This is a genomic window from Duganella sp. Leaf61, from assembly GCF_001421905.1.
GTDB lineage: Bacteria > Pseudomonadota > Gammaproteobacteria > Burkholderiales > Burkholderiaceae_D > Rugamonas > Rugamonas zoogloeoides.
This window is the reverse complement of record NZ_LMLM01000032.1, coordinates 201,618-216,179: the sequence shown is the minus strand read 5'-3', so window position 1 is coordinate 216,179 and position 14,562 is coordinate 201,618. Positions and strand designations below refer to the sequence as shown.

The following is a 14,562-nucleotide window of genomic DNA, read 5'->3' as shown; positions in this document are numbered from 1 at the left end:
ACGTGCGTCTCTCTTCCATCAAATTGTCGGGATTTAAGTCATTCGTTGATCCCACCAATTTCCAGGTGCCGGGGCAACTGGTTGGCGTGGTGGGGCCCAACGGCTGCGGCAAGTCCAACATCATCGACGCCGTGCGCTGGGTGCTCGGCGAATCGAAAGCGTCCGAGCTGCGCGGCGAGTCGATGCAGGACGTGATTTTCAACGGCTCCACCCACCGCAAGCCGGCCGGCCGCTCGTCGGTGGAACTGGTGTTCGACAATGCCGACGGCAAGGCGGCAGGGCAGTGGGGCCAATATGCCGAGATCGCCGTCAAGCGCACCCTCACGCGCGACGGCACCTCCACCTATTACATCAACGGCCAGCCGGTGCGCCGGCGCGATATACAGGATATTTTTCTCGGCACCGGCCTCGGCCCGCGCGCCTATGCCATCATCGGCCAGGGCATGATCAGCCGCATTATCGAGTCGCGCCCGGAAGAACTGCGGGTGTTCCTGGAAGAGGCGGCCGGCGTCTCGAAGTACAAGGAACGCCGCCGCGAAACCGAAAACCGCCTGCACGACACCCGCGAAAACCTGCTGCGCGTCGAAGACATCCTGCGCGAATTGAACAGCAATCTCGAAAAGCTCGAAGGCCAGGCCGCCGTCGCTACCCGTTTCCACCAGTTGCAGGCGGACCAGGAAGAGAAGCAGAAGCTGCTCTGGCTGCTGCGCAAGGTCGAGGCAGAAAACGAGCAAAAACGCGTGTTCCGCGAGATGGAGCAGGCTCAGAACGACCTCGAAGAACAAACCGCCAAGCTGCGCAACGTCGAGCTGTCGCTGGAACACCTGCGCCAGTCGCACTTTGCCGCCGGCGACCGACTGCACACGGCGCAGGGTGCGCTGTACCAGACTAATGCCGAAATCGGCAGTTTGGAGGCGCAGATCAAGTTCGTGATCGAATCGCGCAGTCGCCTGCAATCGCAACTGGCCACGCTCACCGCCCAGCGCGACCAGTGGCAGCAGCAAGCGCTTGACTACGGCGGTCAGATCGAGGAAGCGGAATTCACGCTCGAAGAACTGGGCGCAAAAGTGGAAGAGGCGCAGATGCGCGCCGAGCAGAAGGCCGAATCGCTGCCGCTGCTCGAACAAGCCTGGCGCGCCGCGCAAGAGAAAAGCACCGAGTCGCGCGCCCGCATCATGCAGGCGCAGCAGCAACTGGAACTGGAATCGGCGCACCAGCGCAACGCCAGCAATATTCTGAACAGCCTGGCCGTGCGGCGCGAGCGCCTGCAACAGGAAAAGCACGGCCTCAGTCTGCCCGACAGCGCGCATTTGGCCAACCTGCGCGAGCAGCAGGAAGAGCAGCAGTATCAGCTCGAAGAACAGACCGGATTGCTCGAAGAACTGACCGCGCAGCAGCCGGCGCTGGAGCAGGAGCGCCGCGACGCCCAGCAGCAGGTGAACGCCGAGACCGCCGCCAACGCCCAGCTAGAAGCGCGCCTGAACGCGCTGCGGCAAATGCAGGAACGCGTGCAAACCGAAGGCAAAGTCACGCCGTGGCTGCAAAAGCACGAACTCGACACCTTGCCGCGCCTGTGGCAAAAGCTGCATATCGAAGCTGGCTGGGAAACTGCGCTCGAAGCCGTGCTGCGTGAGCGCACGTCGGCGCTGCAACTGTCCAATATCGACTGGGCCAAGGCGTTTTTTGCCGATGCTCCGCCGGCCAAGCTGGCCCTGTATGCGCCGTCGAGCAGCGCGCCGCCGGCGCCTGTCGATACGTCGGGCCTGGCGCCGTTCATCAACCTGCTGAAACTCAATGACCCCGGCCTGCGCGGCCTGCTGCAAGACTGGCTGCACCAGGTGTACCAGGCGCAGGACGCGGCCACCGCGTTTGCCGAGCGCGCGCGCCTGCCGGCCGGCGGCAGTTTCGTCACGCCGCAGGGCCACGTGATCAATGCGGCCAGCGTGCGGTTTTACGCGGCCGATTCCGAACAGGACGGCATGCTGGGCCGCCAGCAGGACATCGAAAACCTCACGCGCCAGCTGCGCGCCCAGCAACTGCTGGCCGACGAAGCGCGTGCCCGCGCCGTGCGCGCCGAAGCGGCGCTGAACGGCCACACGCGCGCACTGGGCGACGCCCGCATCAAGCTGCAAAGCTTACAGCAGTCGGTGCACAAGCTGCAAATCGACATCGTCAAACTGTCCGAGATCGAAGCGCGTTTCAACCAGCGCAGCACGCAAATTGCCGCCGACCTGGCCGAGATCGTGGCGCAGGAAGAAGAGCAAACCCAGATCAAGCTCGAATCGGAAGAAAAATTCGAGCAGCTCGACATGGAGCTGGGCAACCTGCAAGGCGAGCACGAAGACGGCCAGACCGTGTTCCTGGAACAGGAGCAGCGCCTGGCCGATGCCCGCGACGCCGCCCGCGACCTCGAACGTGCGGCCCAGGAAATCGTGTTTGCCGAGAAAACCCATCGCAACAAGATCGAGGAACTGCGCCGCGCGATCGCCACCGCCAGCGCCCAGGTGGTGCAGGTGACCGACAGCATGGAGGCCGGCCACATGGAGCTGGCCAGCCTCGATTCCGGCGCTGCCAACGACGGCTTGCAGGACTTGCTCGATCGCCGCACCGACCAGGAAAAAGCGCTGTCCGACGCGCGCCATGAACTCGACCAGGTGGCGCAGCAGATGCGCGCGTTCGAAGAAGGGCGCATGTCCACCGAGCGCGCACTGCAACCGCAGCGCGACAAGATCACCGAGCTGCAACTGAAGGAGCAGGCCGCGCGCCTGAACCAGGAGCAGTTCGCCGCCCAGCTGGCCGAGGCGCAGGCGGATGAAGCGGCGCTGGCCGAAAAACTCCATCCCGAGATGAAGGCGTCGTACCTGCAGGGCGAAGTCACGCGCCTGACCAATGCCATTGCTCTGCTCGGTGCGGTGAACCTGGCCGCGCTCGACGAGCTGGCCACGGCGTCGGAGCGCAAGAATTTTCTTGATGCGCAAAATGCCGATCTGATGGAAGCGATCGCCACGCTGGAAGACGCGATTACCCGCATCGACAAGGAAACCCGCGACCTGCTGCAAGACACGTTCGACCGCGTGAACGGGCATTTTTCCGAGTTGTTCCCCATCCTGTTCGGCGGCGGCCAGGCCAAACTGATCATGACCGGCGACGAGATTCTCGACTCCGGCGTGCAGGTCATGGCGCAGCCGCCGGGCAAAAAGAACGCCACCATCCACCTGCTGTCCGGTGGTGAAAAAGCGCTGACGGCAACCGCGCTGGTGTTCTCCATGTTCCGCTTGAATCCCGCGCCATTCTGCCTGCTCGACGAGGTGGATGCGCCGCTGGACGACGCCAATACCGAGCGCTTCTGCCGCATGGTCAAGCGCATGTCTGAACATACCCAATTCCTCTTCATCTCGCACAACAAGATTGCGATGGAGATGGCCAATCAACTAATCGGTGTGACGATGCAGGAGCAGGGCGTGTCGCGCATCGTGGCGGTGGACATGCAGTCCGCCGCCAACTTTGCAACTGAGGTACAAGCAGCATGACAGATCTCCAACTGAGTTTGATCGGGCTCGCGGGCGTGTTCGTCGCCGGCGTCTTCACCTATAACAAGATCCAGGAATACAAGGCCAAGAAAAGCGTGGAACGCGCGTTCGGCACCGACCACGACGACGTGCTGATGCAGGGGCATCCCAATGCGCCCGACGCTGCGGCCGCGCCGTCCTACGCCCAGAACCCGGTACCGGCCGCACCTCCCACGCCGGCCATCGTGCGCGCCGCCAGCAGCCCGGTTGCCGGCCCCGCCGTGCGCCAGGAACCGAGCTTCTCGCTCGACGAACCGGTCGTCGATCCGCTCGCAGCGCCCGGCGTGGCCGGCGCCGAAGCCACGGCGTCCGCCGCAGCGCTGGGCGCCGTGTTGAGCCCGGTCAGTCCGGCACTGCCACCGATCCCCGAATTCACCACCGACCCGGTGGCGCCCGGCGCGCCGGAGCCGGACGTGGACGAACTGGCCGCCCGCGCCAACGCCGCAGCGGCGGCTGCCGCCGAGCAGGCCACCGCGCTGGTTGATCCGTTGATCGACTGCCTGCTGCCGCTGGCGCTGGAAACCCCGCTGCGCGGCGACAAGCTGCTGCCGGTACTGCAAACGCTGCGCATGGTCGGCAACAAGCCGCTGCACTATATCGGCCTGGCTGTCTCCGGCGACTGGGAACCGATCGCTTACGGCGGCGTGTACACCAGGCTGCAAGGCGGCATCCAGCTGGCCAGCCGCAGCACCGCGCTCAACGAACTCGAATACTCGGAACTGGTCACGCGCCTGCGCGCCATGTCCGACGAAATCGGCGCCGAGCCGGAAGTGCCGGACATGATCGAAGTGATGGCCGAAGCGCGCAACCTGCACCGTTTTGTCGCCAGCCATGATGCCCAGCTGGGCGTGAACCTGCAAAGCAATGGCGCACCTTGGGCGATTTCCACCCTGATCGGCGCGCTGGAGAAGCAGGGCTTCGATTTGCGCCCGGACGGCCGCTACGTGATGCCCGACGGCGACGGCGGCTTCCTGTTCTCGCTGTCCACCAATGTCACGCTGGCCGAGGAAACCACGTCGCGCCTGACCCTGCTGCTCGACGTGCCATGCGTGGCGCCTGCGCGTGACGGCTTCGGGGCCATGATCGCCTGCGCCAAGTCGCTGATGGGCCGCCTCGATGCGACCATCGTGGACGACTACAACCAGCCGCTGTCCGACGCCGCCCTGGCCGAAATCGCCAAGCAGGTGCAGGACTTCTATACCGAAATGAACGACGCCGACATTCCGGCCGGTTCCACCCGCGCCATGCGCCTGTTTAGCTGAACCGAGTACCTGCAATGACTGAAGTAGATTACCAAGCCCGCATCGCAACGCTGAGCGCGGAACTGAACCGCCACCTGCACGCCTACCACGTGCAGGACGCGCCGACCATCCCGGACGCGGAGTACGACAAGCTGTTCCTCGAGCTCCAGCAGCTCGAAACCGATCACCCGGAACTGGTGCAACCCGATTCGCCCACCCGGCGCGTTGGCGCCGCGCCGCTGCCGCAGTTCGACCAGGTGACGCACTCGGTGCCGATGCTGTCACTGAACAACGGCTTTACCGACGAGGATATCGAGAACTTCGACCGCCGCGTGCGCGACGGCCTCGATACGTCGGCTGCCGTCGAATATGCGGCCGAGGTCAAATACGACGGCCTGGCCATCAACCTGCGCTACGTAAACGGCCTGCTGGAGCAGGCGGCCACGCGCGGCGATGGCTACACCGGTGAAGACGTCACCGCCAACATCCGCACCATCAGCGTGATCCCGCTGCGCCTGGATACCGACAACCCGCCTGCGGTGCTGGACGTGCGCGGCGAAGTGCTGATGTTCAAGGGCGATTTCGCGGCATTGAACGCGCGCCAGCGCGAAGCGGGCCAGAAGGAATTCGTCAACCCGCGCAACGCGGCCGCCGGCAGCCTGCGCCAGCTCGATTCGCGCATCACGCGCCAGCGCAAGCTGCGCTTCTTCGCCTACGGCATCGGCCTGCTCGAAGGCGCCGACATGCCGGCCTCGCACAGCGCGCTGCTCGAGTGGTACCAGGCCATGGGCCTGCCGGTGGCAAAAGAGGCGGCCGTTGTGCGCGGCTACGACGGCCTGATGGAATACTACAAGACCATCGGCGCCGCCCGTCCGACCATGCCATACGAGATCGACGGCGTGGTGTACAAGGCCAACCGGCTGGAAGACCAGCGCACGCTCGGTTTCGTTTCGCGCGCGCCGCGCTTTGCGCTGGCCCATAAATTCCCGGCCGAGGAAGCGCTGACCACGGTGCAGGCCATCGAAGTGCAGGTGGGCCGCACCGGCGCCATCACGCCGGTGGCGCGGCTGGCGTCCGTGTTCGTCGGTGGCGTGAATGTCACCAACGCCACGCTGCACAACGAGGACGAAGTGCGCCGCAAGGACGTGCGCGTGGGCGACACCGTGATCGTGCGCCGCGCCGGCGACGTGATACCGGAGGTGCTGTCGGTGGTGCTGGAGCGCCGACCGCAGCCGGAGCCGCCGATGTACGTGCTGCCGAAAACCTGCCCGGTCTGCGGCTCGCACGTGGTGCGCGAAGAGGGCGAGGCGATTGCCCGCTGCTCCGGCGGTCTCACGTGCGCGGCCCAGCGCAAGGAAGCGATCCGCCACTTTGCCGGCCGCCGCATGATGGACATCGAAGGCCTGGGCGACCGCTACATCGACAACCTGGTCGAACACGGCAAGGTCAAACGCGTGGCCGACCTGTACGCGCTCACGCTCGACGACCTGCTGGAAATGAAGCGGCTGGCCGATGAGCGCGACGGCACCACCCCGGAGACCGTCGCCAACGGCAAGGTCGCCACCAAGTGGGCGGAAAACCTGCTGGAAGCCATCGAAGCAAGCAAGAACCCGCCGCTGGAAAGACTGCTGTTCGCGCTCGGCATTCGCCACGTGGGCGAATCGACCGCCAAGACGCTGGCCGAGTGGCTCGGCCGCTTCGACCTGGTGCGCCGGGTGCCGACCGCGCTGCTGCGCGTGCTGCCCGACATCGGCGGCATTGTCGCCATCTCGATCGCCGAGTTCTTTGCCGAACCGAAGAACCAGGAAGCGATCGACGCCTTGCTGAAGGCAGGCGTCACGCCGAAAGGCGAACACGCCCCGAGCGCCAAGCTGCGCGAAAAACTCGATCCGGTCAAGCTGATGGCCGCGCTGGCGATTCCGAAATTGACGGAACCGCGCAGCAAGCAGCTGGTCGAACAGGAAGTCTCGCTCGACGTGCTGGCGCATCTCACCATCTACAACGTGTTCGGCCTGCCGGCCACGGTATCGGACGCGCTCCAAGCCTGGATGGACGTAGCCGCCAACCGCCAGCAGGTCAAAGCGCTGGCGGCGTTGCGCGAAGATCTGCTGGCGCAGCTGCCTGCCACGGTGGCCAGCGAAGGGCACCTGACCGGCAAGACGTTCGTGCTGACCGGCACCTTGCCCACCATGGGCCGCGACCAGGCGGCAGAGCTGATCGAAGCCGAAGGCGGCAAGGTCTCCGGTTCGGTCTCCAAAAAAACCCACTACCTGGTGGCCGGTGCGGATGCCGGCAGCAAGCTGGCCAAGGCCCAGGAACTGGAAGTGACCATCCTCGACGAAGCAGGCCTGCTGGCGCTGCTGGCGGCAAAATAAGGGAGACGTGATGGCGGTACGTGAAATTTTGAAGATGGGCGACCCGCGCCTGCTGCGCGTGGCTGAACCGGTCACCGAGTTCGACACGCCGGCCATGCGCCAGCTGATCGCCGACATGTTCGACACCATGGCCGATGCCAACGGCGCCGGCCTGGCCGCGCCGCAGATCGGCGTCAACCTGCAACTGGTGATCTTCGGCTTCAAGGAAAATCTGCGCTACCCGGACGCGCCGCAGGTGCCGGAAACGGTATTGATCAATCCCGTGCTCACGCCCCTGTCGGACGAGATGGAAGAGGGCTTCGAAGGCTGCCTGTCGGTACCGGGTCTGCGCGGCAGCGTGCCACGCTACACGCGCCTGCGCTACGAAGGCGTGGACCAGCACCGGCAGCCGATCCGGCGCGAGGTGGACGGCTTTCACGCGCGCGTGGTGCAGCACGAGGTCGATCATTTGCTGGGCATCCTGTACCCGGCGCGGATCAGGGACTTCACCAAGTTCGGCTTCACCTCGGTGATGTTCCCGGACCTCGACCCCAACGATGACGACTGATCAGTCGGGCTTGCCCACCGCTGCCACCGCCCCATCCTCCGGCAGCAACACCATCTCCACGTGATTCTTGCGGTCGAGGTAGCGCCGCGCCGCTGCCTTGACGTCGTCGGCGGTGACGCCGTTGATGCGCTGGTCGATGTTGAGGATTTCGTGCGGATCGAGGCCTTCGAGGACATTGAGGCGCAGGTAGTTCATCCAGTAGCTGTTTTCACGCAGCGCCCGGCGATAGGTCTGCAGCCTGGCCTGCTTGACCTTGTTCAGGTCGTCCGCCTGCGGACCGTCGGTCTGCAGTTTTTCAATTTCGCCCCATAACGCGGCTTCCACCTTGGCCACCTTGTCCGGCGTGGTCGGCAACACGATGGTGGCGCCATAACGGCCGCTCGGGATCTTTTCGTACCTGACGCTGGAGCCGCCCGAGTAGATCAGTTTTTGCTGTTCGCGCAGCTCGTCGGTGATGCGCAGGTTCAGCACTTCGTTCAGCATGCCCAGCGACCAGGAGTCGGGGTAGGAATAGGTCATGTCGCCGCCGAAATCGACGATCACGGTGCTCTTCTGTTCGAGACCGGCCTTCACTTCGCGCCGCACCACGCCCGGCACCTGGCGAATGCCCGGGTCCTTGTATGCGAGCGACACGTCGCCGACCGGCAGCGTTGCCACGTAGGTGGCCAGCAGCGGCTTGATCGCTTCGACCTCGAAATCGCCGACAAAGATGAAGGTCATGCCACGGGCGCTGGACAGGCGCGCGCGCAGCAGGTTCTGGCTGCGGTCGAGGTTGATCTTCTCGAAGTCTTCGGGCTTGGGCGGCAGTTCGAGCAGCGGATGGTCGCCATACACGGTGCGGGTACGCGCTTCGGCAAAGCGCGCTTCCGGCGCGGCAGAGCGGTTGCGCACGGCTTCGGCGCCGCGCGTGACGAACGAGCGGAACAGGTTCTCGTCGCGGCGCGGGTTGGTGATGGTCAGGTAATTCATTTGCAGCACGGCTTCGAGGTCGCCGCTGCGGCTGTTGCCGCTCAACGTATCGTTATACGGCCCCAGCGCGGCGTTATAGGCAAGGCCTTTGCCGGCCAGCACGCGCTGCAGGTCGGACGGGCTGTACGAGCCCACGCCCATCGCTTTCTGCACGTCGCTGGCAAAGCGCACGGCGCTCTTTTCCGCATCGCTGTACGCGTAGCGGCCGCCGGGGCGCACCGCCAGCATCTGCACCATGTCCTTGCTGAAGTCGGTCGGCTTGAGCATCACCTTCACGCCATTCGACAGTGTCAGCGTGGTCACGCCCGTGACCTTGTCTTCGACCTGGGCGGTGATGCTGCCCGGATCGGGCTTGTAGCTCATCAGGTTGGCCGGCAGCGCCTTTTCCTCGAGCTTGGCGACTGGCAGCTTGCTGGCCGTATCAACGCGCGCCAGCAGGTCGGCGCCGGTAGGCGCAGCCTGGCCGGCGGCAACGCTGTTGGTGTGCGCCGTGTACAGCACCAGCTTGGGCGCCGTGGCCGGGATGATGGTCCTGGCGTAGGCGTTGATTTCTTCGAGCGTTATGGTGGGCACCAGTTCGCGGGCATACCCGGCTTCGACGTCCACGCCCGGCATCGCGCCGCCGGTGCGGAAGTGGCGAATGAATTCGCCCGGGATGGCGGCCGAGTCGCGCGTGGCGCGCGACTTCACGGCAAAGTCGTAGCTGCCCAGCAAATTGCGCTTGGCCACGTCGAGATCGTACGCTGAAAAGCCAAACTGTCGTGCGCGCGCATTTTCCTGCACCAGCGTGTCGATGGCGGCATTCACGCCGGCCTTGCCCACGGTGGCGCTGGCCGAAAAACTGTACTGGTGCAGGCCGAACGGAATCGGGCTCTCGCCGGCGGTGCCGGCAACGAACGGCGGCTCGGCAATTTGCGTCAGGCGTCCCAGGCGCATCGCCATCAACTGGCTGAACATGCGTCGCACCAGCGCGTCGCGCAGGTCGCCGACGGTCTGCCCCGGCTGGTGCCCGAAGGTGGAATAGACCAGCTGCACGTTATTGGCGGGCGCTTCCTGGTCGAGGAAGGCCAGCGCGTCGGGCGCACCGAGCGGCGGCAGCTGGTAAACGATATGCGGGCGCGGCTTGGCCGGCATTTTGAGGCCGCTGAAATGGCGCTTGACCATGTTTTCAGCCTCGACCGGGTCGATATCGCCGACCATGATCACGGCCATCAGGTCGGGACGGTACCAGTCGGCATAGAAGCGGCGCACGGCATCGGCCTTGGCGTGCAGGATCGAGTCCTCGGTGCCGATCGGCAGCCGGTCCTGGTAGCGCGAGCCGTTGGCCAGCTTGGGCAGGATGGCGGCCAGACTGCGCCGCGCATAGCCGCTGCGCAGGCGCTTTTCTTCGAGCACGATCTGGCGCTCGTCGTCGATATCCTTGTCGGTCAGCGTAAGGCCGTGGGCCCAGTCTTCCAGCACCGTCATGCCTTGCTCGAGATTTTCCGGCTTATCGGTCGGAATCGGCAACATGTACATGGTCATGTCGAAGCCGGTGGAGGCATTCAGGTCGGGCCCGAAGCGCACGCCGATCGAGCGCAGGTAGGCGATCAGTTCGTGCTTCTTGAAATGCGTGCTGCCGTTGAAGGCCATGTGCTCGAGCAGGTGGGCCATGCCGCGCTGATCGTCATCCTCCTGTACCGAACCGGCATTGACCACCAGCCGCAATTCCACGCGCTGGGCCGGCTTGGCGTTCTTCTGGATGTAGTAGGTGAGACCGTTGTCGAGTTTGCCGATCTTGACGTTGGGGTCGAGCGGCAGGCGGTCGGTAAGGACCGGGGCGGCCACCGCCGAGATGGCCAGCAGCAGGCCGGCAAGCAGGGCGTACAAGCGCAATTGTTTGGTCATGCGAATTCCTGTGATTGATTTCTATACCAGACTGTAAGCGAGAAATATCTTTTCGGCAATAAGCTCGTGCTCAACCCCGTGAGCGATCATTGGCATTGACTATTTGCTATCGATCATGCTTAATCAGGCTGGTGGATTGCGTATGGGCAAGTGAGATAAAAGAGAGGCTGAATCGAAACGAATCGGAATCGTATTGCTGCAGGTGGCGGTCATGGCATGGGCCACTACGGCGGAGGGGCAGGAATATCCGCAACAGGCCGAAATGCTGGCCAGTCTTAAAAAGGAAGTGGTGCGTGCTTTTACCGTGCCCAAGGTACAGCAGCTCGATCCCGAACTGCGCGCCGTTGCCGAAAAAATCGGTGCAGACCAGGTAAAACGTATCGAGAACCAGCTGCCAGGCTGGCTGCTGGAAGAAAAACTCGCCCTCAACGATACTACCAGTCAAAAGGCGCGGCTGGCTTACACCGCCGTGGCGGCACGGGTGCTCAACGAACTGGCGTACTGGCATATCGAACCGGGCGACGCGGCCTACGAGCGCGCCACGATCGAGCTGATCAAGACTTCCCCTGCGGCGTGCAAGATCGGCGAGTTGCCGCGCACGGCCGACTTTGCCCGCCGGATCGCGCGCATCCAAGCCATGCCGCCAGCGCAGCGTGCAGCCGCGCTGGAAGCCGAAGCCCGCCTGCTGGAGCGCTGGGGCAAGCCGCATGCCGAACCGTTGCCGTGGCCGGAAACGCCAGCGCGGCAGCAGATTGTCGATGCCGTGGCGCGTATTCCCGACGGCAAGCGGCCGTTGACACCATTGCCGCCGGTGCTGGCCTGGCTGCTGTTGTCGGAAGGCCGCCCTTACGACGACCTGCCGCCGGAGGTCAACTGCCATGCGCAGCGCTGGTGGCTGGTGGAAAGCCTGGCGCAAGGCGTGGCGCCGGCGACGGTCCTCAACGCGTTCCGCTACGGCACCCTGGTCACCGCCACGGTCCGTTTCGGCAGGGCGTTCGACCCGCCGGCCGGCGAGGCGCCCGAAGAGCGGGCCGACGGCAGGCCGGCCTTTCCCGGGCTGGCCAGCCGGTATGGCGTCAGCGGAGTGACCAAGGTGCGCCGCACATTCGACGCCAGCGGCAAACCGGTGCGCGCCACCGTCTCGGCCCGCAAGATTACCGTGCCCGGTATCCGCGGCATGCGTCCGATTGCTTTCGAAGATACTTTCGACAAGGGGACGCTCAAGGGCGGCCTCAATCCGGCGATGGGCGCGGTAACCGGGGTTCCGCTGCCGCCGGAGATCAAGCTGGTATGGGGCAAAACATACGAACCAGAGGGCACGCCTGCCAAGGCTGCCGGGGAGGCAAGTCAATGAGCATTACATCGAACATGCAACCCCGTGCGGGCCTGGTGCGCGCACTGGTCCTGGCTATCGCGGTGGTCTGGGCCGGGCACGCCGGCGCCGCCAACGACAAGCCGGCAGTGTCTGCGGTCCAGCAGGCAGCCACGGAAGCCTTCTGGACCGGCGACTTTGCTGCGCTCGACAAAATGAACGCGACCTATCGGCAACCGGGTCCGCTGGAGACCAATGCCCGCAACCGGCTCGATTATTTCCGCACCGGGACCGCCAGCGTGTTCTCCTACGTGGTCAAGAACAGCGAAGCTTACCTGAGCGAACTCGATGCGCTGACCTTGCAGTGGGCCCGCGACAATCCGCAATCGGCCTATGCCCACATCCTGCATGCGCGGTCGCTGCTGGCGCACGCCCAGTCCTATCGTGGCACCAGCTATGCCAAGGACGTGCCGCCCGAAGCCTGGGCCTATTACCACCGCTACGTGGAGCAGGCGTTTGCCTACGTCAAGCAGCACATGGATCTGGTATCGACCGACAGTTCCGGCCACCTGGTGCTGCTCGAGATCGGCCGCGGCCTGTCGTGGGACCAGGCCCGAATGGAGGCGATCGCGGAGGCGGGCATCGCGCGCAATCCCGACGATATCCAGTTGTACTTCATGGTCGCTCTCGGGCTGGCGCCCAAGTGGGGCGGCAACCCGAAGGTGCTCGATACCTACATCCGCAAGGTGGCCGCCGCCACCAGCGCCAAATTCGGCACCGGCATGTATGCGCGCCTGTATGCGGACGCCATGGACAACCAGTTCGGCGCGGCGTTGTTCGAGTTGAGCTACGCGGATTGGGACAAGATGAAACAGGGCTACGAGGACATGCTGGCACGCTACCCGGACGGCGCCGCCCGGCGCAACAACTATGCCTACGTGGCCTGCATTGCCAAGGACAGGCCGACCTTGCAGCGCCTGCTGGGCGAAATCGGCACCGGCTTCATCCCGGGCTCCTGGGGTGTGAATCCGCAACGCGCCTTCGAGACCTGTACCAAGTGGGTGCAGCAGACCTGAGCGTCCCGGGCTAGTTGGCCTGGGCCTTCATCGCATCAAGCTCGGCGATATCGCCGGTTGCCGCAGCGAGCTTCTTCGTTCGGGTACAGCCGCCGGCGTACAGGTGGCCGCCGGCGCTGGTCGCGTAAATCAGGTAACTCTGTCCCACTTCGTACTGGTACTCGGTCGAGACGATATAGTCGGTGCCGTCGGCATCCCTGGGTATATTGGTGTGCAGAGTAATCTGCTCGCTTGGCGTGCCTTTCCACCACGTGCCGGTTGCCAGCTTCACTACCTGCATCTTTCGGCCCTTGACTTGCTGGTCCTGGGCTGGAATGTATTCGATTGCGGTGACCTGGCCGGTGAACACATCACTGCTGTGGTGCACTGCCAGTCCAACGATCGTTTGCGGAGTGTCCGATGCAAGACCTGGCCGGACATTACAAGAGGCGGCAACTGACCCGCTGGCCGTGGCGATGGCCAGGGCGGTTGCCAGGTTGATCAACGAGGGAATCTTCATGTGTCCTTGTGTGGGCGGATTGCACTGAGGACATCATATACTTTAGATAACCCCGAAAGGAATTTATTTCAGGCACGAAGACTGCCAGCGCGGTCCTTTGCGCCGGCTTTCTCCTTTGGTTCTATTTCGCCAGCGCCGCTTGCCGGACCAGGCTCACATCACGCACATTTTTCTGCACCGCCACCGAGGCAAACAGGCTCAGCAGATAGGCCATGCCGTAAAAGCCTTTTTCGCTGAGCGCCAGGTTGGCGTTCCACAAGCCGATCAGCAGCAACAGCAAGGCCAGCAGCAGAGACAGCCAGCACAGCCCGAAGTACAAGCCGCTCACGGGGATGCTTTCGGCGCGGTCGCGGACAGACTTTTGCAGCGAGACCGCCGCGAACAGGCCATACATCAGGAGCGTCAGGTAGTAGCCTTTTTCGTTCAAGGCCATCTCGGCGTTGAACAAGCCGATCAGGTAGGTGGCGGCGCCGGCAATCAGGGCCAGCCAGGAGGCGCCGATAAAGGCAGCGGTTGGCGCGTGGGGGACAGATGGTTCAGTCATGAGTTTCCTTCCGATGGTGGTGATGGGAATGCCCATTGACCATCACACCAGAAGCAGACGTTTCCATCTTGACGCTTGGCAAGCTACGATTGATCTGGAATATTTCCCAGCAAATCGCGGGCATCGAGCAGCGCATACACGATGTCAGGGTGCTCGGCCAGGCAGCGTCGTACCGCCGCGGGCAGTATCTCGCGCGTGCGGCGGCACAGGCCCTGCTGGTCGGCCAGCTTGATGGTCAGGCCCCTCACGGTGCGCACGCCGTTGGCGCTGGGGGTAATCGTGAGGCGGATGCCCAGCAGGTCGTACAGGCGCTGCTCGATGCGGCCCAGCGCCTCGTAGTTGTCGATGGCTTCGATGCGCGCGACCAGCGCTTTTTCTTCTTCGCGCGTCAGGCGCAGGATGCGGATGTCGGTGGCCGGGTCGCGCTCCCAGGCGTCCAACAGCTCGCCCTGGCGGCACTCGCATGCACCGGGCGGACATTCCTTGCGGATCGGGAAGGGCAGGGCGGGTGACATCGTCGTCGGCGGCGCACAGGTGGTTAAA

At 64.3% G+C, this 14,562-nt stretch carries 10 protein-coding genes; 6 read left to right on the top strand and 4 right to left on the bottom strand.

Translation table 11 applies throughout. The features are described from left to right. The first annotated feature begins 2 nt into the window (after positions 1 to 2). From smc to def, 4 genes are read left to right on the top strand one after another with little or no spacing between them, the layout of a single operon-like run. Positions 3 to 3,530 carry a chromosome segregation protein SMC gene (smc, locus tag ASF04_RS24585; RefSeq protein ID WP_082489002.1) on the top strand — a complete coding sequence of 1,176 codons (3,528 nt, stop codon included), beginning with the start codon at positions 3 to 5 and terminating at the stop codon, positions 3,528 to 3,530. Then, positions 3,527 to 4,831 (top strand): cell division protein ZipA C-terminal FtsZ-binding domain-containing protein, encoded by a 1,305-nt coding sequence (locus tag ASF04_RS24580; protein WP_056147711.1) that lies wholly within the window; start codon positions 3,527 to 3,529, stop codon positions 4,829 to 4,831. Before smc ends, ASF04_RS24580 begins: the two co-directional genes overlap by 4 nt. A gap of 14 nt (positions 4,832 to 4,845) precedes the next feature. After that, the gene (gene ligA / locus ASF04_RS24575) at positions 4,846 to 7,185 is read left to right on the top strand and encodes an NAD-dependent DNA ligase LigA (protein WP_056147707.1); all 2,340 of its coding nucleotides are present in this window, start codon (positions 4,846 to 4,848) and stop codon (positions 7,183 to 7,185) included. 10 nt (positions 7,186 to 7,195) lie between these two features. Further along, entirely contained in the window at positions 7,196 to 7,732 is a 537-nt protein-coding gene (def, locus tag ASF04_RS24570) for a peptide deformylase (protein WP_056147702.1), read from the top strand. On the opposite strand, the gene ASF04_RS24565 is transcribed toward def, so the two are convergent. Beyond that, positions 7,733 to 10,588, bottom strand: coding sequence for a pitrilysin family protein (locus ASF04_RS24565; protein WP_056147700.1), 2,856 nt, complete (start codon positions 10,586 to 10,588; stop codon positions 7,733 to 7,735). Positions 10,589 to 10,799: 211 nt separating this feature from the next. Between ASF04_RS24565 and ASF04_RS24560 the strand changes: the two genes are divergently transcribed. Together ASF04_RS24560 and ASF04_RS24555 are read left to right on the top strand one after the other, a co-directional pair. Then, on the top strand, positions 10,800 to 11,942 hold the full coding sequence (locus ASF04_RS24560) for a hypothetical protein (protein ID WP_156368760.1): 1,143 nt from the start codon (positions 10,800 to 10,802) through the stop codon (positions 11,940 to 11,942). Further along, positions 11,939 to 12,976: a DUF4034 domain-containing protein gene (locus ASF04_RS24555; protein WP_056147694.1), complete on the top strand. Its 1,038-nt coding sequence runs from the start codon at positions 11,939 to 11,941 to the stop codon at positions 12,974 to 12,976. Before ASF04_RS24560 ends, ASF04_RS24555 begins: the two co-directional genes overlap by 4 nt. Positions 12,977 to 12,986: 10 nt before the next feature. Here ASF04_RS24555 and ASF04_RS24550 read toward each other — a convergent pair whose 3' ends face one another. The 3 genes from ASF04_RS24550 to ASF04_RS24540 form a co-directional block, all read right to left on the bottom strand. Beyond that, positions 12,987 to 13,475, bottom strand: coding sequence for a hypothetical protein (locus ASF04_RS24550; RefSeq protein ID WP_056147692.1), 489 nt, complete (start codon positions 13,473 to 13,475; stop codon positions 12,987 to 12,989). 121 nt (positions 13,476 to 13,596) lie between these two features. Continuing rightward, positions 13,597 to 14,019 carry an inner membrane protein YiaA gene (gene yiaA / locus ASF04_RS24545; protein WP_056148005.1) on the bottom strand — a complete coding sequence of 141 codons (423 nt, stop codon included), beginning with the start codon at positions 14,017 to 14,019 and terminating at the stop codon, positions 13,597 to 13,599. Between the two features lie 83 nt (positions 14,020 to 14,102). Then, positions 14,103 to 14,534 carry a hypothetical protein gene (locus tag ASF04_RS24540; protein WP_056147690.1) on the bottom strand — a complete coding sequence of 144 codons (432 nt, stop codon included), beginning with the start codon at positions 14,532 to 14,534 and terminating at the stop codon, positions 14,103 to 14,105. Positions 14,535 to 14,562: the final 28 nt, after the last annotated feature.